The following is a 14,262-nucleotide window of genomic DNA, read 5'->3' as shown; positions in this document are numbered from 1 at the left end:
CATGAAACGAAAAATGCGAGTCATCCACATGGATGAGCTCGCATTTTTGTGTTTTAAACAAGAAAACTACTTTTTGAGGTTAACCCCGATCATGCCTCCCAAGCTGCCTGCCATAAAAGATAGGCCCAGGAGGTAAAGTGTTTGCCAGGATAGTCCGGCATCATAGGCTAAAAATCCGATAATCCAAACAATCAAAGTGTAGACCAATCCTAAAAGTCCTCCGTTATACCATCCCTTACTGCCGCTGCGCTTTCCGGAGACAAGTCCTCCAACAAACATAGCAACTCCATGAACGCTCATTGTATAGCTGAATAAGGAGTTTTCTTGCAAATTTGTAGTGAGCATAAGCAATGATGTCATAAGTGTTCCAAGCAGCATGAAAATCATGGCGTACATTAAACCGGAGAATATAGGGGATTGTTTCATACCTGTTCTACCTCCAATCAAAATATGGTTTATTTGAGCTAGCCTTTAAAAGGGCAAGTTATAGGTTCTTTAATCCCATTGTATGGGCTTGTTTAAAAAATTAGTACAGGTTAGCCCGTAGGAGCGAAGTGATTTCTAGGACAAAATTATATGAATTTATAACCAATTATCAGTTTATTGGCAACAATTCGTAAAAGGCATTATTGCATGACATTAACAAGTTGAGGTCAAAATACCTTGGAAACTTACCTCGCCTCCGATACCTCATAAAAGCCGGTTTCAAGAATTTATTGACTAGCAGAAATAATTATCAACGGAATTTGAGCCTTAATGACATCTAGTTGGGAGGGATAACTATGGATATGCTGGCCCTTTTTTTTCGTACGGTATTGGTATACTTTGTTGTGTTTTTTACTATGCGCATCATGGGGAAGAGGGAAATCGGGAAGCTGTCTGTTTTTGATCTTGTAATATCTGTAATGATTGCAGAAATTGCAGTTTTTGTACTTGAGGATTTGGAAAAGCCGATTGTTGCAGGGGTCTTGCCGATGTTAACCTTAGTGGCCGTTCAGCTGCTAATAGCATTTGTTTCACTGAAAAATGAAAAAGTCCGCCGTATTTTTGAAGGTAAACCCTCCTTTATTATTAAGCATGGCAAGCTGGATCGTGCCGAAATGAAACGTCAGCGTTACAATCTGGATGATCTGCTGCTTCAATTGAGGCAAAGTAAAGTAATGGATGTGGCGAATGTTGAATTTGCAATATTGGAGTCATCGGGTAAGCTGACCGTGGTTGAGAAAGAGGTTGAACGACAGGAAGATAGTGAAAAAGAAAAAGATAAACAAAAGGAATCTCAAGGTGCTGAGCAATCAGATGAATTATCTAAAATTAAATTCGAAGGCTTGCCTTTGCCGATGATTATGGACGGAAAGGTACAGGAAGATAGCCTGCAGAAATTGGATAAAACGCGTTTTTGGCTGAAAAGCGAGCTGCAGGCTAAAGGTGTGAAGGATTTCAAGGATGTGTTCTATTGTTCTTATGATCAACGTGGAAGATGGTTCATTGATCGCAAAAAGTAAATTATTTGATGATTTTCCGTCCAAGCCATAGAACCCGCAGCAGATCGTTCCGGTCAATCAAGCCTAACAGAACTGAGCAAAATAAATAAAGCATAATGCCTGTAGAACATGATATCAAAAACCGCATACCATCATTGGGAAGCCAATTGCTATACATAATGAGATAGCTTGCCCATCCCGAAATTAGCATTCCTAGGCCGACCTTTGCAAAGTCCAACATTTGCATGCGGAATTGAAGCAGCTTCACGACACTATGCCAATGCAGTGCTGTAACCAGCATAATGTTAATATTGATAGCCATAACAGCACCCAAGATTCCGAACTCTGGTTTTGTGGCAAGCATGTAGATCAGGGTGAGCTTGGCTACTGAGCCGATTAAAGTATTAACTAATGCGCTGCCCGGCCTATCCAATGCTTGCAGTGTTGCCTGAAGCGGGGCTTGAAAATAAATGAACATCGCGACAGGTGCCATCATTTTTAACATCGATGCGATTTGACTTTGTCCATATAAGTAATGACATAGCGGCTCAGCCAAGACCAGCATTATCATGGCAAAGGGGGCGCCTGTCACCAATGCGAGCTTTAACGACTGATGAAGCCGCATGTGAATAGTTTTCATATCCCCCCTGGCGGCAGCTTCAGACAGTGAAGGGATTAGAGAAACAGACAAAGAATAGGTTAGAGCGCTCGGTAGTAATAATATCGGAATGATCATCCCTTGCAGGGCGCCATATTGTGAGGTTGCCAACGATGTTGCTATTCCTGCCGCGGCTAAGCTTTGAATGATGAGAATCGATTCAAGGAAATAGGAAAATGAGCCTACCAGCTTGCTTCCGGTAATTGGCATGGCTAGCTTCAGCAGCTGCTTTAGGTTAGCCCATCGTCCTACTATAGGGGCAGAACCAATCTTGGCAGTTGGAGTGTGAGGTGCCCTTTTCCGATCCCGTCTAAAGTGCAGATAGAGTACAAGCAAAGCACAAACTTCACCGATCATGACGCCTGTCATAGCCCCTGCAGCTGCATATTCGATCCCGTAAGGCAGCATTACATAAGCAAGCGAAAGTACGGTTATGATTCGAACGAGTGTTTCCACAACCTGGGAGACAGCAGTAGGAATCATATTTTGCTTGCCTTGAAAGTATCCGCGGATAACAGAGCCTACGCCAACAAATAAAATAATTGGAGTCATACAGATGAACGTGTAATAGACTCTTGAATCGGTGAGAAGATTGGAGCTGATCCAATGGGCGCCCAGCAAGCTGATCAATGTAAAGAGGAGGCTAAGAGAGAAGCTGAAGGCTAGTGCCAAACGAAAGATGCGCCTAACTCTGGATTCATTGCCTTCTGTTTCGGCTGCTGCCACAAGCTTTGCAACAGCTATAGGAATACCTCCGGTGATGATAGTCAGAATGACAATCATGAACGGGTAGCCCATCTGGTATAACCCCACCCCCTCGGGCCCGATAATTCTGGGCAGCGCCATTCGAGGAATGAAACCGAGAATGCGGTTGATGATGCCTGCCGTAAGTAATATAAGCGTACCTTTTATAAATGATTGTTTGGTCACTTGGTTTCCTCTTCCTCCTTAGAGCTTTCCAGAGGAAAGCTATCTTCGTAAGTGTTAGCTGAGCTTTCCAGAGGAAAGCTATCTCCGTAAGCATAAGCTGAGCTTTCCTGCGAAAGCTGTCTTGACAAGCATTCATTGGCTCTATTAAATGGATATGCGGGACCTGTCCTAGTACATGCACAATATTTGAGCAATACATTGAGAATAGGAAGGAAATAACATCAAAGTATCGAATATGTGTTTATTAAGGATGATGTTCGGCAGGAGGTTAAGGCAGATGGATGATGAGAGTCGGAAGATGGATGCTTCGGAAGAGGTAGAAGCGAGAAGAGATTTCGAGATGTTGGAGCAAGACAAGCAGACAATGGTGGACTCGTCTATTCATGAAACGGACTCCTCGGGTGATCTTGTAACAAATGGGGATGATTCGAATAACGACTCGGCATTGGAAGAACATGCTTTTATGGAGTCGGAGGCAGAGCTTGATGGGACTGTCCAGTCGGAATATGCAGAGACGGAGGCCGTGGAGTTATCTGAGATTGAACTCAATGAGGTTATTGAGAATATATGTAACAGCAAGGCTGAGGAATTTCGTATGTTGGGATATGAGCATGTGACGGGCAGAGAAGTATGGGAATGTATTAGTGACAAGTACAAAAAGACCGGTGTTCCCAAACTCCATCAAATTGTTAATGATATTTTATCTCTTAAAGTCACGTCTTTTATGAACTGGATGACGATGAGTATATATAAGTCCAACCCTTTCAAGTGATGAGAGGGTCTTTTTCTGTGGATACTTGGGCAAATTATTGTTGCGTAAATTGTCAAATTGACTCAATTTTCGCAGGTGGGTATAATAGGAATATTGAGTATGGAAGGAGAAAGTAAATGGACATCAAAAGAATCATCGCTTTTCTAGCCATTGTAGTGGTTGTGTTCACATCGGTTGCGATAACAAGCCCGCAGCTGGTTAGGAGCATAAAGCTTGGTTTGGACCTCAAAGGTGGCTTTGAAATTTTGTATGTGGCTGAGCCTATCGAAGCTGGGAAACCCGTAACCATGGACTCACTCAAACAAACGGCATCAAGTCTAGAAAAACGTGCAGACGATCTGGGTATTGCTGAACCGGAAATTACAACCGAGGGCAATGACCGTATCCGTGTTAAGCTTGCGGGCGTCGCCAATGAAGAAGAAGTTCGTAAAATCATGAAAGAACCGGCCGAATTAACATTCCGTGGACCGGATGGAACCAAAGAAATGATTGGGAGCGACTTTGTGGAGGGCGCGGCCAAGGTGGAATTCGACCAAGGCAACCGTCCAAACATCTCAATCCAAGTAAAGGACAAAGAGAAGTTTCGTAAGGTGACAGAAAAGCTGCTTGGTAAACCGCTTGCTATCTACCTGAATGAAAACCAATTGTCCGCACCGACCGTTCAGCAGGTGCTTTCTGATGGCCGGGCATCTATCTCCGGTAACTACACATTTGATGAAGCCAAGAAACTGGCGGATACAATCAACTTAGGAGCTCTGCCTCTGAAGTTGACCGAGAAGTACACACAAAGTGTGGGTGCTACTCTAGGACAGTTGTCCTTGCATCAAACTGTTGAAGCCGGGATCATTGGTTCCGTATTGATTCTAATCTTTATGCTCCTCTTGTACCGTATTCCTGGTGTTGTAGCAGCTATTACGATTATTACTTATGCTTGGCTGCTGCTGCTTGTATTCGATCTACTTAATGCTACTTTAACATTGCCTGGTATTGCGGCCTTCATATTGGGTATTGGGATAGCCGTAGATGCTAATATCATTACATATGAACGGATCAAGGAAGAAATTCGGAGTGGTAAAAGCATGCTGTCGTCCCTTCGTTCAGGCTCCAAGCATTCCTTCAGAACTATAATGGATGCGAATATTACGAATATTATTGCAAGCTCGGTTCTTTACACAATAGGTAATGGTGCAATCCGAGGCTTTGCTTTAATAACGATACTTAGTACCATTCTCAGTATTGTAACGAATGTATTTTTTGCCCGATTCTTAATCCATTTGCTCATACGTGGCAATTTGTTCAAGAAGCCAGGTTACTTTGGTGTAAAGGAGTCGGAAATCCGTGGATTATAAAGTTGATTTTATTAAGAACCGGAAAAAGTTTTACTTCCTGTCGTTGGCCATCACAGTGCTAGGATTAATTATGCTCCTTGTTAGCTCATTGAATTACGGTGTCGATTTCCGTGCAGGTACATCCATGGATATTACTGTTGGACAAGCAGTGGATAAAGCAAAGGCCGAGCAGGTGTTCAAGGATGCTGGAGTTGAGCCTTCTGTAATTACGATAGGTGGAGCTTCAGGGGATCGTATTTCAGCGAGGTTTGATAATATTTTGCCGGATGCCACCACGAAGAAGGTTAAAGATACTTTTCTTGCTGCATTCGGAGATAAAGTATCCCAAGAGATCAATACAGTTTCTCCCGATATGGCGATAGAACTAAGAAATAAAGCGATGGTCGCAATTGCTATAGCAAGTATCGCCATTTGTATTTATGTCACGATCCGTTTTGAATGGCGTTTTGCAGTTGCTTCGATCATTGCCATACTTCATGATGCATTTGTGGTTATTTCCTTCTTTGCGATTTTTCGCTTTGAAGTAAATTTGCCGTTTATGGCAGCGATTCTTACTACGATCGGTTATTCCATCAACGATAAAATCGTTATTTTTGACCGTGTGAGGGAAAATCTTAGGTTTGCAAAACTGAAAACCACCGAAGATTTATCGAATTTGCTAAATGACAGTATTTGGCAGACGATGGCCCGTAACGTTAATACAGTAGTAACGGTATTGATTGCTGCTATATGCTTGTTGATATTCGGCAGCGAGTCGATTAAACTGTTCGCTCTGGCGAAGATTATTGGTTTGACCAGCGGTGCTTACTCATCAATTTGTATTGCCGGACCTTTGTATTACTACTTCAAAAATAAAAGCATTGGTTCTAAAAAGAAGGTTGCAGCGTAAAACAACAATATACCCGGCCGCGCGAAACGGTGAGTTTCGGCGGCTTTTCTTTAGTGAAATACGCACATTGGAAACCATTTATTGCTTGGAGGAGTGGCCTCATGTCGAACGAACGTTTCAAAAAAACGGAGTTTGCCGTTTGGATCGGAATTGCCTGTAATATGGTCATAACGGTAGTGAAAGGTGCAGTTGGATATATTTCGGGCAGCAAGGCTTTGATCGCCGATGCGCTACATTCAGCCTCGGAGGTTGCGAGTTCATTTGCTGTTTTGACAGGAATAAGCACAGCTAAATCTTCGCCTGATAAAGATGATCCTTATAGAAGTGTGAAAGCGGAGTCCATTACATCTATTATTGTTTCTGTACTTCTTCTGCTTGTAGGCATTGAAATTTTTATTTCATCTGCAAGAGCCGTCTATAATGGAATCGATTCCCCTCCGGGAACCATCGCATTTATTGCAGTTGTTATTTCAATTATTTTGAAAGAAGCCATACTTATATTTAAATCCAGAGCGAACAAACAATTCTCAAGTCAGGCATCCATTGCTAATTCTTGGGATCGCAGGTCAGATATTTATTCTTCAATAGCTGTTTTTGTTGGTACCGGTGGAGCGATATGGGGTAATTACCTGGGAAATAAATATTTGTATTATTTAGATCCGGCTGCTGGAATTTTTATATCGATGCTTATTTTCATAAGAGGCTACCGGCTTTTAAAAGGTACTATTCATAAGAAAATAAACTCCATTATCCATAATGAAGACCCGATTGAGCTGCTTCGCACCGTTCAGATGATTAAAGGCGTTATTGCTGTTGACGATCTTAGAGCTCGCGAACGAGGGCATTATGTAATAATTGATGTGAAAATCAGTGTTAATCCTCGAATTAGCGTATTGGAAGGACATGATGTAGCCAAAATAGTGAAGCAAACGTTAATGAAGAGATTTATTCATATTTCGGATGTTTTCATTCAAGTCCAGCCTTATGATCCAGGATATCCATATAAAAATAATGTAGGCCCTGAATATGACGATCATCCTTCTTTATTGCATTAAAGCTACCTCTCATTGGAAAAATGGGATATAATTAAAGTATGGTATACAGTGGTAAGTTGAGCATAGTTGTTTTATGTGCTTACGGACTTAGGAGGTAACGGCATGCTTCACGCTAGAGCAAGGTGGAACACAAACAAGGCGGATGCCGATCAGGTCGAACAATTTGCGAAGGAACTTGAAATTGAGCCGCTGCTAGCACAGTTGCTTATTGTTCGGGGAATAACCGAAAAAGAGCAAGCCGCAGCCTTTTTATATGGAGGAACGGATCGTATACATGATCCGTTCCTTTTAGATGGGATGGAAAAAGCAGTTAATCGTATTCGCCAAGCGTTGAGGAATGGGGAAAAAATTCGGGTGTATGGCGATTACGATGCGGATGGGGTTAGCAGCACCGCATTGATGGTGCATTTGCTGAAGCAGCTGGAGGCTTCATTCGATTACTATATTCCTCATCGAGTGCTTGAAGGTTATGGTTTGAATAAAGCTGCACTAGCTGCAGCCCAGGAGCAAGGAATTCATTTAATAATAACTGTCGATACTGGAATTAGCGCGGTTGAAGAGATTGCTTATGCTAGAGAGCTTGGGATCGATGTCATCGTTACAGACCATCATGAACCGCCTCCGCTATTACCTGACGCATATGCAGTAATAAACCCGAAGAAGCCGGGCTGCTCCTATCCTTTTAAGCAGCTTGCAGGTGTAGGAGTAGCGCTTAAGCTTGCACAGGCTCTATTGGGATATTGGCCGGAGCAATTATTAGAGTACGCAGCGATAGGAACTGTGGCGGATTTGATGCCGTTGTTGGATGAAAACCGGATTATTGTTAAGCTTGGTGTTAAGCAAATGCAGTCTACTTCTAATTCGGGAATACGGGCGCTGCTTGATGTGGCGGGAATTAAGCCTAAGGATGTTAATGCAACGCATATCGGCTTCGCCCTAGCGCCGAGAATTAATGCAAGCGGAAGACTGGATAAGGCGGATCATGCTGTACGGCTGCTAATTACAGATGATGAGCTGGAAGCTGAAAATGTAGCATTCGATTTGGATCAGCTTAACAAAGAAAGACAGCGGCTCGTGGAAGAAATGACAAAGCAGGCTATGTCGATGATGGAAGAGAAGAAAGCGGCAGGCATCGAAAATAAGGTCATCGTGTTAGCTCATGAGGACTGGAACGTAGGTGTGATTGGAATTGTCGCATCGAAGATTGTCGATAAATTTTATCGCCCGACAATTATTCTGGGTATTGATAAGGAATCCGGTTTGGCCAAGGGATCGGCTCGTTCAATTGCCGGCTTTGACTTATATCAAGCTTTACACCATTGCGGGGATCTGATGAAGCATTTTGGAGGCCATCAAGCGGCAGCAGGAATGACTTTGGAAAGAGAGCATCTGCCCGAGCTTGAAGTGAGGTTAAATGCTTTGGCGGAGGAGTGGCTGACTCCAGATGATTTGTTGCCTTTGCTGCAGGCAGATTTGACCTGCTCGCTTGAAGAAATCGGCTTGAAAACGATTCAGCAGCTGGAGCAGCTAGGCCCATTCGGCATGGGCAATCCTACACCCAAGTTTGTACTGTCTAATATAAGATGCCAAGAGCTCAGAACCATTGGTAAAGAGCATCAGCATATCAAAGTTACGCTTCAGCAGAGTAAAGCTGAAGCTGCGGCTGCGGCTACTTTGGATGCAGTGGGGTTTAATAAAGGTACAATGATTCCGTGGATTTCATCAACAGCAACATTGGATGTAATAGGTGAGCTGTCTATAAATGAATGGAACGGTGTACGCAAGCCGCAGATGATGATACAGGATTTGCGGATTCCACACATACAATTATTTGATTGGCGAGGAGCTTCAAAGCTTGAGCATAAACTAAGCGAGCTTGCCGATAGATTGTCTGGGGCGCAGCGCACAGGGGAGAAGAAGAGTCCCGCTATTCTCATATTCCATCAAGAGGGAATAGCGTCGTTGGATAAATTTGGGGAATTACCTGTTTGGCGAGTGGATAAGTCAGTGAAGGGCGGTTGTATCGCTCTTAATGAGCAAGCGCGACAGCAGTCCATTGAATCCATCTATGATCTTATTTTATATGATCTTCCGGAGGATCTCCCACAGTTAGCCGGGGCTCTCTTGATGGCTCAAAATGTTCAGAGGGTTTATGCAGTATTCGAGGGTGGAGATAGAAATACTGGAACATTGCCCTCAAGAGATATGTTTAAAACGGTTTATGGGGCTGTGCAGCAGCAAAAGGTACAGCGCTTGCCGAGCGCTTCTTTTCTCCAAGTTCTGTCCAAACGCTCAGGCCTTTCCCCAACATTAATTCAGTTTATGCTGGATGTGTTTATGGAACTGGGGTTAATCAACCGGACTGAAGATGGCTATATGCCTGCGGTGAATACCGGGAAGAAGGAGTTAAGCCTATCCTTATTGTACCAACGTCGCCAGAATGGTATCGAGGCCGAGCAAACGTTGCTTTATTCCAGCGCACATGAGCTGCTTCAATGGCTTTTAGACCAAAGGAAACAAACTATTCAATTATTGGAGGATATCATATGAATTTCAAGGAATACATTCGCGTTATTGAAGATTTCCCTCAACCGGGAATTAGCTTCAAAGATATAACTACATTGCTTCAAAATGGCCCGGTCTACAAAGAGGTCATTAACGAACTGGCTCGCCAGTTGAAGGATGTTGAAATTGATTGTATCGCGGGCCCAGAGGCTCGTGGCTTTGTAATCGGCGCACCGCTGGCTGTAGCTTTGGGCGTTGGTTTTATCCCGATCCGCAAGAGCGGTAAGCTGCCTGGTGAAACCATTGAAGCGGATTATGCTCTAGAGTATGGTAAGGATAAGCTGGCTATGCATAACGATGCCATTAAACCTGGGCAAAAGGTGTTGATTGCCGATGATTTGCTGGCAACGGGCGGAACTATTGCAACCTCCATTAACCTTATTCAGCAGCTAGGTGGTAACATTGTCGGGGCAGCGTTCCTGATTGAACTGGCTGATTTGAACGGAAGAGAGAAGCTTGGCAATATTGATGTAATTTCTTTGGTTACCTATTAATTGGGAAATGCAACCCTATTTAATTGACTATCAAGTCCGATACCTAGTGTATACGGGCTTTTTTGTTTTAGGATCCCCAAACCTTGATGAGAGTAAAGAAATTCAATTTATATTAAACTTGTTAATGAAATTTGTAGAGTTGTCCCTGTCATCTATTCTATTTTTTTCATAAGATATACTATCTTATATAAGGAGGTAGTTTACTATGGCTAGAATAAAATGCGGTTGTAACAAGAGGAATCGCTCTGTAAAAAACCGTTCTACAGGCAACAGATCTGTAGGAAACCGATCAATAGGTAACAGATCTGTAGGAAACCGATCAATAGGCAACCGATCCGGATTATTCCACTCAATAGGCAACCGATCTTTTGGAGTATGTCCAATAGCAATAGGTAACCGGTCATTCGGCAACCGTTCCGGGCAATTCCGCTCAATAGGCAACAGATTAAATGCTATAGGCCGTATTTGTCCATGCGGACATCATTTGATTGGCAATCGCTCTATAGGTAACCGCACCAGAGGAAATGAAGTCGTAGAAGAGTAGAACCAGTGGCAGCAGCGGACTTAGTTGAATAAATTGAATTACCGCATAAAGTCTATCGAATCTGATAGGCTTTTTGTGTTTTTCAATGAAGGGCGGAATTATGTGATGGAATGGATCACTCGAACTATAACCATAAGCCCCAAGCAACAAGAGCTGCTGCAAAAAAATGTTTGGAGTCCGAATTTTGTGCAGGCCTATATGGTCATACAAGGAAAAAAAGAGTTGGTTAAACTGCGGTACCGCGGCGGACATACAAGGGAATATCCCAAAAAATCATACGAAATTATTTACAAAGGCAGAACCTATCATTACAATGCGGAATACGATGACCCCTCCATGATTAGAAATGCATTATCCTTTCAATTTTTCCAATGGATTGGTGTGCCAAGCCCGAAAACCCGTTACTGTCTTCTTAAAATCAACGGACAAAGCTTGGGGGTTTATTTAGAAATCGAAGCTGTGGACAAACTTTTTTTCAGACAAAGGGGGATTCCAGTTCAATCACTGTTTTATGCCGGAAATGATAGTGCCAATTTTGGACTTTATAATCCGGATTCACAAAGCAAAAAGGCTTCACTATTCCAAGGCTATGAAAGGGTTATTGGCAAACAAGCAGACGTAAATCGTTTAAAGTCTTTTATTCTTAAGATCAACACGCTTAAAGGCAAGGAATTAGGACGATACTTGGATCAAAGACTCGATATTGATAACTATTTGCGTTGGTTGGCGGGTGCGGTTTTTACAGGCAATTATGACGGTTTTGATCAAAATTACGCGATTTATCTTCATCAGACAAGACTTAAATATCGGATGATCCCTTGGGACTATGAAGGCACTTGGGGGCGAAATTGCTTTGGAAAACAAATCGGAAGTGATCTCGTTAAAGTGACCGGATACAATGAGCTTACAAAAAAATTGCTGGCATTTCCTCTAATCAGAAAAAAGTATAAACTTTTGCTTAATCATATTTTGAAGCGGCATTTTACAGTAAAAAAGATAATGCCGGCAGCTAAGCTAATGACACGTCATATTGCACCGCATATTCACAGCGATTTAACTAGAAAATGGTCATTATCTGTATTTGACGGTGAGCCTGAGATGATTCGTAGTTATATCCTGGAGCGAAGGAATTTTATAAAAGAAGCGATTAGAAATCTTTGATGGTATTGCTCCGCTAACACTTCTGGTAATAATAGGCTCTTGTTCTCGACAAAATATGTCGAAATAGCGCAAATAAGTTGACGGCACCCCTATTTGAAAGGCATAATGAATTAAAATCGAATTAAGGGAATGGATAAGCGAATGGGGATTGAGCAGCTTCTTGAGAAAGCGTCCGGCTTTATAAAAGAAAATGATTTGAAGCGTATAAGAGAAGCCTATGAGTTTGCGGAACAGGCGCATTCCGGCCAAGTTCGCAAGTCTGGTGAACCTTATATTTTGCATCCATTAGCGGTTGCCGAAATCTTGGTGAATATGCAAATGGATACGACTTCAATCATTGCGGCGCTGCTTCATGATGTTGTCGAGGACACAACGGTATCTCTCGAAACGGTTAACGAAAAATTCGGTAAAACCTGTGCTATGCTCGTTGACGGCTTGACTAAGCTGGAGAAAATTAAGTTTAAGAGCAAAGAAGAGCATCAAAACGAAAATTACCGGAAAATGTTTGTAGCGATGGCTCAGGATATCCGTGTTATTTTAATTAAATTGGCGGATCGCCTTCACAATATGCGTACATTAAAGCATCAATCCGAGGAAGCTCAACGCCGGATAGCGGATGAAACGCTCGAAATATTTTGTCCAATTGCCCATAGACTGGGTATTTCTGCGATTAAATGGGAGATGGAGGATATTGCTCTGCGTTATTTGAATCCGCAGCAATACTACCGAATCGTCAACCTGATGCAGAAAAAGCGAACGGAACGTGAGCAATATATAGCGGATGTTATAGATAATGTTCAAGAGAAGCTGTCTGAGATGGGAACGGAAGCGGATATTTCAGGCCGGCCTAAACATATTTACAGTATTTACAAGAAAATGACTGCGCGCAATAAGCAGTTTAATGAAATTTATGATCTGCTCGCGCTTCGTATCATTGTCGAGAATATTAAGGATTGCTACGCAACACTCGGTATTATTCATACGCTGTGGAAGCCAATGCCCGGACGTTTCAAGGATTATATTGCCATGCCCAAGCCGAATATGTACCAATCGCTTCATACAACGGTGATCGGGCCCAAAGGTGAACCGCTTGAGGTACAGATCAGAACCTTTGAAATGCATAAAACATCCGAGTACGGCGTAGCCGCGCACTGGGCTTACAAGGAAGGCAGTCCAGTGCCGTCAGGTACATTCGAGGATAAAGTCAGCTGGTTCCGTGAAATTCTCGAACTGCAGCAGGATGCTGAGGATGCTTCTGAGTTCGTAGAATCGTTGAAAATGGATTTTTTCTCCGATCTTGTATTTGTATTTACGCCCAAAGGCGAGGTTATCGAGCTTCCGGCCGGCTCCGTTCCGCTTGATTTTGCTTATAGGATTCATACGGAGGTGGGCAATCGAACGATCGGCGCCAAAGTCAACGGACGTATTGTACCTCTTGACCATAGGCTGAAGACAGGCGATATCATCGAAATTTTGACGTCCAAGCATTCGTATGGACCCAGTCAGGATTGGATTAAGCTGGCGCAATCCTCACATGCGAGGAGCAAGATACGCCAGTGGTTTAAGAAGGAACGACGCGAGGAGAATGTTGAGAAAGGCAAGGATGCGATTGAACGTGAGCTAAAGCGGCTTGGTATAGAACCGCATACGCTGATGAAAGAAGATGAATTATTCGAGGTTGCCAAAAAGTTCAATTTCCACGAAGTTGAGGATATGTTCTCTGCTGTTGGGTTTAGCGGTATTACAGCCGCTCAGATTGTAACTCGTCTGACCGAAAAGATGCGCAAGGAAGCAGAGGAAGCTCAGCTCAATGCGATGCAGCTAACGAACGAGATTAAGGAAGTTAAAGCGCCTGTTGAGCGAAAAGGACGCCCTACACATGGTGTTCGAGTTAAAGGTGTGGATAATTTACTAGTTCGCTTCGCAAGATGCTGTAACCCGGTGCCCGGAGACTCCATAATTGGATATATTACACGTGGTAGAGGCGTTTCCGTTCACAGAGCTGATTGCACGAATATTCCTGCTCCCGAAAGCGGTGACGAGAGCAACCGGATGATTGAGGTTGAATGGGCGGATTCCGTAGAGGCCAATTATAATGTGGAAATTGAGATTACCGGCCATGACCGCAGAGCACTTTTAAACGAAGTACTGCAGGCGGTTTCGGAAAGTAAAACGGTTATGTCAGCAGTTTCCGGCCGTTCGGATAAAAATAAGATGGCCGTTATTCATATGACCATTCTTATCCGTAATATTGAGCATCTGCATTCCGTAGTTGAGAAAATAAAGAGGGTTAAGGATGTTTATTCCGTGCAGCGGATTATGCAGTCCTAAAGCAAGTATAAAAGCAAGTATATTTAAAAA

Annotated in this window: 12 protein-coding genes; 10 read left to right on the top strand and 2 right to left on the bottom strand. The window is 43.0% G+C overall.

Annotation, left to right across the window (positions count from 1 at the left end; all coding sequences use genetic code 11):
- Positions 1-66: 66 nt before the first annotated feature.
- Entirely contained in the window at positions 67-426 is a 360-nt protein-coding gene (locus ACFQ0C_RS18230) for a TIGR04086 family membrane protein (protein ID WP_258215651.1), read from the bottom strand.
- A 356-nt stretch (positions 427-782) separates the two neighbouring features.
- On the opposite strand from ACFQ0C_RS18230, the gene ACFQ0C_RS18225 reads away from it, so the two are divergent.
- Positions 783-1,505 (top strand): YetF domain-containing protein, encoded by a 723-nt coding sequence (locus ACFQ0C_RS18225; protein ID WP_379368461.1) that lies wholly within the window; start codon positions 783-785, stop codon positions 1,503-1,505.
- A gap of 1 nt (position 1,506) precedes the next feature.
- Here ACFQ0C_RS18225 and spoVB read toward each other — a convergent pair whose 3' ends face one another.
- On the bottom strand, positions 1,507-3,072 hold the full coding sequence (spoVB, locus tag ACFQ0C_RS18220) for a stage V sporulation protein B (RefSeq protein WP_379368460.1): 1,566 nt from the start codon (positions 3,070-3,072) through the stop codon (positions 1,507-1,509).
- 277 nt (positions 3,073-3,349) lie between these two features.
- On the opposite strand from spoVB, the gene ACFQ0C_RS18215 reads away from it, so the two are divergent.
- From ACFQ0C_RS18215 to ACFQ0C_RS18175, 9 genes are all read left to right on the top strand, one after another.
- Positions 3,350-3,844 carry a post-transcriptional regulator gene (locus ACFQ0C_RS18215; protein WP_379368459.1) on the top strand — a complete coding sequence of 165 codons (495 nt, stop codon included), beginning with the start codon at positions 3,350-3,352 and terminating at the stop codon, positions 3,842-3,844.
- A 116-nt stretch (positions 3,845-3,960) separates the two neighbouring features.
- Positions 3,961-5,193, top strand: coding sequence for a protein translocase subunit SecD (gene secD / locus ACFQ0C_RS18210; RefSeq protein ID WP_379368458.1), 1,233 nt, complete (start codon positions 3,961-3,963; stop codon positions 5,191-5,193).
- Positions 5,183-6,082 (top strand): protein translocase subunit SecF, encoded by a 900-nt coding sequence (secF, locus tag ACFQ0C_RS18205; RefSeq protein ID WP_379368457.1) that lies wholly within the window; start codon positions 5,183-5,185, stop codon positions 6,080-6,082. The genes secD and secF overlap by 11 nt, the downstream gene beginning before the upstream one ends.
- Positions 6,083-6,183: 101 nt before the next feature.
- Positions 6,184-7,137 (top strand): cation diffusion facilitator family transporter, encoded by a 954-nt coding sequence (locus ACFQ0C_RS18200; protein WP_379368456.1) that lies wholly within the window; start codon positions 6,184-6,186, stop codon positions 7,135-7,137.
- Between the two features lie 102 nt (positions 7,138-7,239).
- Positions 7,240-9,687 carry a single-stranded-DNA-specific exonuclease RecJ gene (gene recJ, locus ACFQ0C_RS18195; RefSeq protein WP_379368455.1) on the top strand — a complete coding sequence of 816 codons (2,448 nt, stop codon included), beginning with the start codon at positions 7,240-7,242 and terminating at the stop codon, positions 9,685-9,687.
- Complete coding sequence (locus tag ACFQ0C_RS18190) at positions 9,684-10,196, top strand: adenine phosphoribosyltransferase (protein ID WP_258215658.1); 513 nt, start codon at positions 9,684-9,686, stop codon at positions 10,194-10,196. The genes recJ and ACFQ0C_RS18190 overlap by 4 nt, the downstream gene beginning before the upstream one ends.
- 205 nt (positions 10,197-10,401) lie before the next feature.
- Entirely contained in the window at positions 10,402-10,740 is a 339-nt protein-coding gene (locus ACFQ0C_RS18185) for a hypothetical protein (protein ID WP_379368454.1), read from the top strand.
- A 105-nt stretch (positions 10,741-10,845) separates the two neighbouring features.
- On the top strand, positions 10,846-11,901 hold the full coding sequence (locus ACFQ0C_RS18180) for a CotH kinase family protein (RefSeq protein ID WP_379368453.1): 1,056 nt from the start codon (positions 10,846-10,848) through the stop codon (positions 11,899-11,901).
- Between the two features lie 141 nt (positions 11,902-12,042).
- Positions 12,043-14,232 (top strand): RelA/SpoT family protein, encoded by a 2,190-nt coding sequence (locus ACFQ0C_RS18175; RefSeq protein WP_379368594.1) that lies wholly within the window; start codon positions 12,043-12,045, stop codon positions 14,230-14,232.
- Positions 14,233-14,262: the final 30 nt, after the last annotated feature.

It is taken from the genome of Paenibacillus sp. GCM10027630 (assembly GCF_042676305.1).
Classification (GTDB): Bacteria; Bacillota; Bacilli; order Paenibacillales; family NBRC-103111; genus Paenibacillus_S.
This window is presented reverse-complemented; position numbering and strand designations above follow the sequence as displayed.

What these genes read in the sequence shown, in the direction of transcription:
- ACFQ0C_RS18225 (WP_379368461.1), top strand. Translation starts at nt 783, where the DNA reads ATGGATATGCTGGCCCTTTTTTTTCGTACGGTATTGGTATACTTTGTT.
- ACFQ0C_RS18175 (WP_379368594.1), top strand. Translation starts at nt 12,043, where the DNA reads ATGGGGATTGAGCAGCTTCTTGAGAAAGCGTCCGGCTTTATAAAAGAA.
- ACFQ0C_RS18185 (WP_379368454.1), top strand. Translation starts at nt 10,402, where the DNA reads ATGGCTAGAATAAAATGCGGTTGTAACAAGAGGAATCGCTCTGTAAAA.
- ACFQ0C_RS18190 (WP_258215658.1), top strand. Translation starts at nt 9,684, where the DNA reads ATGAATTTCAAGGAATACATTCGCGTTATTGAAGATTTCCCTCAACCG.
- ACFQ0C_RS18200 (WP_379368456.1), top strand. Translation starts at nt 6,184, where the DNA reads ATGTCGAACGAACGTTTCAAAAAAACGGAGTTTGCCGTTTGGATCGGA.
- ACFQ0C_RS18180 (WP_379368453.1), top strand. Translation starts at nt 10,846, where the DNA reads ATGGAATGGATCACTCGAACTATAACCATAAGCCCCAAGCAACAAGAG.
- secD (WP_379368458.1), top strand. Translation starts at nt 3,961, where the DNA reads ATGGACATCAAAAGAATCATCGCTTTTCTAGCCATTGTAGTGGTTGTG.
- ACFQ0C_RS18215 (WP_379368459.1), top strand. Translation starts at nt 3,350, where the DNA reads ATGGATGATGAGAGTCGGAAGATGGATGCTTCGGAAGAGGTAGAAGCG.
- recJ (WP_379368455.1), top strand. Translation starts at nt 7,240, where the DNA reads ATGCTTCACGCTAGAGCAAGGTGGAACACAAACAAGGCGGATGCCGAT.
- ACFQ0C_RS18230 (WP_258215651.1), bottom strand. Translation starts at nt 426, where the DNA reads ATGAAACAATCCCCTATATTCTCCGGTTTAATGTACGCCATGATTTTC.